This is a genomic window from Rhodococcus sp. NPDC057135 (genome assembly GCF_042670865.1).
GTDB lineage: Bacteria > Actinomycetota > Actinomycetes > Mycobacteriales > Mycobacteriaceae > Rhodococcus_F.
This window is the reverse complement of the sequence record NZ_JBHUUU010000036.1, coordinates 1-5,497: the sequence shown is the minus strand read 5'-3', so window position 1 is coordinate 5,497 and position 5,497 is coordinate 1. Positions and strand designations below refer to the sequence as shown.

At 63.2% G+C, this 5,497-nt stretch carries 6 protein-coding genes; 4 read left to right on the top strand and 2 right to left on the bottom strand.

Annotated features, from left to right (window positions below; all coding sequences use genetic code 11):
* Positions 1-220 precede the first annotated feature (220 nt).
* Both mce and ACFT1A_RS30885 read left to right on the top strand, forming a co-directional pair.
* Positions 221-694, top strand: a complete 474-nt coding sequence (gene mce / locus ACFT1A_RS30890; RefSeq protein ID WP_037131968.1) for a methylmalonyl-CoA epimerase — start codon at positions 221-223, stop codon at positions 692-694.
* A gap of 40 nt (positions 695-734) precedes the next feature.
* Complete coding sequence (locus ACFT1A_RS30885; RefSeq protein WP_378450100.1) at positions 735-1,778, top strand: hypothetical protein; 1,044 nt, start codon at positions 735-737, stop codon at positions 1,776-1,778.
* A gap of 7 nt (positions 1,779-1,785) precedes the next feature.
* Here the strand turns inward: ACFT1A_RS30885 and ACFT1A_RS30880 are convergent, their stop codons facing one another.
* Both ACFT1A_RS30880 and nucS read right to left on the bottom strand, forming a co-directional pair.
* On the bottom strand, positions 1,786-2,130 hold the full coding sequence (locus ACFT1A_RS30880; RefSeq protein ID WP_378450099.1) for an ATP/GTP-binding protein: 345 nt from the start codon (positions 2,128-2,130) through the stop codon (positions 1,786-1,788).
* Between the two features lie 19 nt (positions 2,131-2,149).
* Complete coding sequence (gene nucS, locus ACFT1A_RS30875) at positions 2,150-2,824, bottom strand: endonuclease NucS (RefSeq protein WP_064444085.1); 675 nt, start codon at positions 2,822-2,824, stop codon at positions 2,150-2,152.
* A gap of 42 nt (positions 2,825-2,866) precedes the next feature.
* Between nucS and ACFT1A_RS30870 the strand changes: the two genes are divergently transcribed.
* Positions 2,867-4,459 (top strand): adenylate/guanylate cyclase domain-containing protein, encoded by a 1,593-nt coding sequence (locus ACFT1A_RS30870; RefSeq protein ID WP_378450098.1) that lies wholly within the window; start codon positions 2,867-2,869, stop codon positions 4,457-4,459.
* 179 nt (positions 4,460-4,638) lie between these two features.
* Positions 4,639-5,265 carry a dihydrofolate reductase family protein gene (locus tag ACFT1A_RS30865; protein ID WP_378450097.1) on the top strand — a complete coding sequence of 209 codons (627 nt, stop codon included), beginning with the start codon at positions 4,639-4,641 and terminating at the stop codon, positions 5,263-5,265.
* Positions 5,266-5,497: the final 232 nt, after the last annotated feature.

The following is a 5,497-nucleotide window of genomic DNA, read 5'->3' as shown; positions in this document are numbered from 1 at the left end:
AGGGCGCCCTTGATGGCGATGCCGCCGAGGTCGGACCCGGAGAGGTCTTTCAACGATCCGAGGAGTCGACCCATCGGGGTACGAGCTCCCGCAACAATCACAGAACTGGTCACGATTTCCTCCGGCTGCAAAAGAGACATAGTCGTCGGTTCCGTGCGGCCTAAGAGCCAAGTCACATCCCGACGTGTACTCCTCAAACGGTAGCGCTACCGTGAAAGGTATGACACAGACCTCCCCCAGTTCTGCACTCGCGCCTTTGTCCTCCGACCTCGTCGTCGCGATCGATCACGTCGGAATCGCGGTGCCCGATCTCGACGTGGCAATCGCGTGGTACACGCAGCACCTGGGCATGGTGTCGACCCACGAGGAAATCAACGAATCGCAGGGCGTGCGTGAGGCCATGCTCTCCGTCGTCGGCTCCCCCGCCGGATCCACTGCCGTTCAGCTGCTCGCGCCGCTGGACGAGAACTCGACCATCGCCAAGTTCATCGACCGAAGCGGCCCCGGACTCCAGCAGCTCGCTTACCGAGTCACCGACATCGACGCGATCTCCGCCGAGCTTCGCGACCGCGGTGTTCGGTTGCTGTACGACGCTCCCCGACGCGGTACGGCCAACTCGCGCATCAACTTCATTCATCCCAAGGATGCCGGCGGCGTCCTCGTGGAACTGGTCGAACCCGACGCGAGCCACTAGCAGACCCGACTCCAGCTCGTATGCCAGGTAGATTGTCGCCATGGCATACGAGCAGGACCGCGGTTCGATCCAACTTCCGTTCCAGATCGCACGGAAGGGATACGACCGCGACGAGGTACGTAACTACTTCGAGCGATTCGACGCGGAGCTGCGCGTTACAGCAGCCGATCGTGATGCTGCCGCCGCGCAGGCCCGCGATCTTGCCAAGCAGCTCGACGATGCACGCGACGACATCGACGACCTCCGCAAGGACGTCGACCGTCTCTCCGTTCCGCCCACCACTGCGGAGGGCATGAGCGATCGCATCAGCCGCATGCTCCGCCTTGCCTCCGATGAAGCTTCGGAGGTTCGCGCGAAGGCCGAGGCCGACGCAGCCGAGATGACCTCCATCGCCGAACAGGACGGCGCCCGCCTACGTGGGCACTACGAGTCGTTGATCGCCGAACTCGAGGACCGTCGCAACGCGATGGAAACCATGCACGAGCAGACCATGGCGCAGGCCCGCACCGAAGCCGCCCGGATCGTCGAAGCTGCACAGGCCGAGCGGGATCGACTGGCTGCCGAGTCCGAGGCCAAGCGCACTCAGATCCGCGAAGACTTCGACATCTCGATGTCGGAGCGCCGCGCCAAGGTCGTCGCCGCCGTCAACGAATTGGAGTCGTCGAGCAAGGCAGAGGCCGAGCGTCGACTCGCCGATGCGTCGCACGAAGCTCAGCGCAGGCTGCAAGCCGCGACGGATCAATCCGAGCGCAAGATCGCTCACGCGAAGGAACTCACCGAAGAACTGCGCGTTCTCCGCGGCCGAATCCTGGCCCAGCTCTTGGGAATTCGCGGACAACTCGATTCGGTTCCGGCCATGCTCGCATCGGTCAATCGCGAGAGCGAACTTCTCGATTCACCGCCTGCTCCGGTCATCGTCGAAGCCGAGGAAGATCTCGAGATCGAAGACAAGAAGGCCGACGCAAATAAGGTCGACGCAGAACCGAGTATCGACGAAGACGACGTTCTCGAGGACTCGGACGAGACCAACACCGCCGAGATCGACACCCGCGCCGTCGAGCAGCGAGCCCAGTCCAGGAACTGATCGGCGCTCAGGACCACCGCCTGGTCAGGCTGCGAGTTCCGCGGCCTGACCAGCACCCGGTGTGCCAGTGCCGACGCTCGTTCGCGCCGCCCGGTTCCGAAGGCCAGGTCACCACGTGTGCGACTCCCGGCCTGATGTCGTGATCACAGCCGGGGCACCGGTAGAACTTCGTCGCGTTGGAGCCGGGTATCGGCCGCACCATGTACATTTCACCGCCCGGCCCTGGCTCCTCCCGGACCAGCGCGCCGCCGAACAACACACCGCCAGGTGACGCCGACTCAGCGCTCGAGTTCTGAGTACGCCGAGGATCCGTTCGACGGGTTTGCTTCGGCGAAGGTTTGCGGCGCGGCATGGTTCGAGTCTAAACAGCGTCAGAAGAGTCGGAACTCGGTGCTTTCGGTGCCGCGCAAGGCCTCGTAGTCCAGGACCAGGCAGCGGATTCCACGATCGTTCGCCAAAGTCTTTGCCTGCGGCTTGATCTGTTGCGCTGCAAAAACTCCCGTGACCGGTGCGAGGAGCGGATCGCGGTTGAGCAACTCCAGGTAGCGCGTCAACTGCTCGACACCGTCGATCTCGCCGCGCCGCTTGATCTCCACCGCCACCGAGGCGCCGTCCGCGTCACGGACCAGAAGGTCGACCGGCCCGATGGCCGTCATGTACTCGCGTCGTACCAGGGTGTAGCCGGGGCCGAGCGTCTCGACATGCTCCGCCAAAAGTTCTTGAAGGTGTGCCTCGACACCGTCCTTGATCAAACCCGGATCGAGACCGAGTTCATACGACGAATCGTGCTCGACCTCTTCGAGAGTGATCCGGAGTTCCTCGCCTGCCTTGTTGGTGACGACCCACAGGACGTCGTCGCCGTCTCCGGTGGTCTCGACCAACCAGCACGGCGGACTCATCCAGTTGAGCGGCTTGTACGCCCGATCGTCGGCATGAATGCTGACCGAGCCGTCGGCCTTGACCAACAGCAGTCGTCTTGCGGTAGGGAGGTGGGAGGTCAGGCGTCCCACATAGTCGACACGGCAACGAGCAATAACTAGGCGCACCGGACCACCCTAAGCGATCATTACGACTACTCTCGACACACTATGCAGCGAAGCCGTGTCCCGAGTGCGCCCCTGGGGTCGTGGCTGCTCGGATCCACTGACGAAAGCCCCAGGCGCCGCCGAATCCGCGTCCAGGCACTACTGACCGCCCCTCTCCTGGTCACCAACCTGATCGGAGCGGTACTGGCGATCGTGCTCGTCGGATTCGTGGTTCCCGGACCCGAGATCATCCACCCCGAATTCGCGTGGATCAACTTCATTGCCGTGCCCGTCTTCATCGGGTGTGTCTTTCTCATCGGACTTCTGTGGGGCACCAAACGGCTGATGCGGGATCTTCGGTGGGCCACCGAGGATCACCCACCGACAGAGCAGAATCAACGCGCGGCGCTGCGCGGGCCGTGGCGACTGACCCGAGTGCAAGCCGTCCTGTGGACTGCCGCGCTCATCACCTTCACGACCATGTACGGAATCGTCGACCCCGACACCATTCCGAAAGTTCTGTTCACCGTGGCTTTCAGCGGTATCACCACATGTGCCTTCTGCTACCTGCTCAGCGAGTTCGCACTCCGCCCGATTGCTGCGCGTGCACTCGAATCCGGAGCACCCCGCAAGGCTGCCGTTCTCGGACTGACCGGGCGGACAATCCTCGTCTGGCTGCTCGGAAGCGGAGTCCCCGTCACCGGCTTGATGCTCGTAGCGGTCTTCAGCTTCATCCGACCCGCTTCGTGGCAAGCACTCGCGACCGCGATCCTCGTCATCGGCGGGATCACGCTGTGCGTCGGACTCGGGCTGACGTACATCAACATTCGGTCCGCCGCGGCTCCCATTCGGTCTGTGCGACGAGGCATGGAACAAGTCACCCGTGGTGACCTCACCGCGTCCGTCGTCGTGTACGACGGAACCGAGCTGGGGCTGCTGCAGACCGGCTTCAATCGCATGGCCGAGGGACTGCGCGAACGAGAGCGAATTCGCGACCTCTTCGGGCGCCACGTCGGACACGAGGTTGCCGCAAACGCGGTCCGCCGCAACCCGGAGCTCGGCGGGGAAGAACGTGACGTTGCCGTTCTCTTCGTCGACGTCATCGGTTCGACCACCATCGCGGCCACCAACTCCCCGACCGCGGTGGTCGCTCTACTCAACCGATTCTTCGACGTCATCGTCGACGAGGTCGATGCTCACGGCGGATTCGTCAACAAGTTCGAGGGCGACGCAGCGCTGGCGATCTTCGGAGCGCCGACAACACTCGACGATCATGCCGGCAGTGCACTTGCCGCCGCCCGCAAGATTCAACAGCGCCTGCGTGCCGAAGTTCCGGAAGTGAGCGCGGGGATCGGCGTCGCTGCGGGTATTGCCGTTGCCGGAAACGTCGGTGCGCGAGAAAGATTCGAGTACACCGTCATCGGTGATCCGGTCAACGAAGCAGCGCGCCTGTCGGAGGTCGCCAAGACGGTTCCGGGTAACCTCGCCGCGTCAGGAAGGGCTGTGGCTGCCGCTGACAGCGCCGAAGCTGCCCACTGGTCGATCACCGAGAACATCACCCTTCGTGGCCGTCTCGAACAGACCGAGCTCGCGATTCCTTGCGACGCCCTGGAGTCCGAGGCCGCTCCGGCAGACTCGGTCCCCGTTCAGCCCTGAACTCCCAACCCCTGCCCTGCCCTGCCCTGCCCTGCCCTGCCCTGCCCTGCCCTGAGCGAACGGCACTTTCGGTCGATCCAAGGCGACGAACGCCACGTTCGCTCGATGACTTTCCCACTTCTCGTCGGTCTATATCGGAACAGCTGAAATCCGACGACGCCTGGGAGATGGGTACGACTATGAAACTGACGACCTTTACCATCGTCACTCTCGACGGGGTGATGCAAGGACTCGGTGGGCCGGACGAAGATCGGCGTGGTGGATTCGAGCGCGGCGGGTGGTCCGCGCCGTTGGTGGACACCGAAGCGATGACTTTCCTCGTCCAGGTCTACCAGCGTGCTGACGCGTTCCTGTTCGGCCGACGCACCTACGACATCTTCGCCGACTATTGGGGCACGTTCGAGAATCCGGAGGTCAACCCCATTGCTAGCGCCTTGAATTCGCGGCCGAAGTATTTGGCGTCGACGACGCTGACCGATCCACAATGGAAGAACACGACCGCGCTCACAGGTGACACCGCCACCGCGATCGGCGAAGTGAAAGCCAGACCCGGCGGTGAGCTTCAGGTGCACGGCAGTGGCAACTTGTGCCGCTGGCTTCTCGCGAACAATCTCGTCGACGAGATGATCCTGCTGATCGTGCCGGTGGTCCTAGGCCAGGGCACGCGACTCTTTCCCGACTCCGGACCGGACATCGCACTCGAGCTGGCCGAATCGCGAGCCACTCCAAAGGGTGTGACGATTCAGCGGTATCTGCCCACCGGCCGGCCGAAGTATGCAACAGCCACCGCCGACGGAATCGAGTAATCCGTCGGCAGCACTCGTGGCGCCGTCATTCTGACCCCTACCGTGATCGGGTGAACGGTACGTTCATCTCGTTAGAGGCGACGGAAGTGCCGTTCGCTCGAAGACGGGGGCGGTTTGGGGATGGTGTGGGGGTGCTTTTTTGGGTACGAGAAAGCCCCCCAACCACGAATGGTTGGGGGGCTTGTCGTTAAATTGTGTTCGGCGGTGTCCTACTCTCCCACACCCTGTCGAG

What these genes read in the sequence shown, in the direction of transcription:
- ACFT1A_RS30880 (WP_378450099.1), bottom strand. Translation starts at nt 2,130, where the DNA reads ATGCCGCGCCGCAAACCTTCGCCGAAGCAAACCCGTCGAACGGATCCT.
- ACFT1A_RS30870 (WP_378450098.1), top strand. Translation starts at nt 2,867, where the DNA reads ATGCAGCGAAGCCGTGTCCCGAGTGCGCCCCTGGGGTCGTGGCTGCTC.
- mce (WP_037131968.1), top strand. Translation starts at nt 221, where the DNA reads ATGACACAGACCTCCCCCAGTTCTGCACTCGCGCCTTTGTCCTCCGAC.
- ACFT1A_RS30885 (WP_378450100.1), top strand. Translation starts at nt 735, where the DNA reads ATGGCATACGAGCAGGACCGCGGTTCGATCCAACTTCCGTTCCAGATC.
- ACFT1A_RS30865 (WP_378450097.1), top strand. Translation starts at nt 4,639, where the DNA reads ATGAAACTGACGACCTTTACCATCGTCACTCTCGACGGGGTGATGCAA.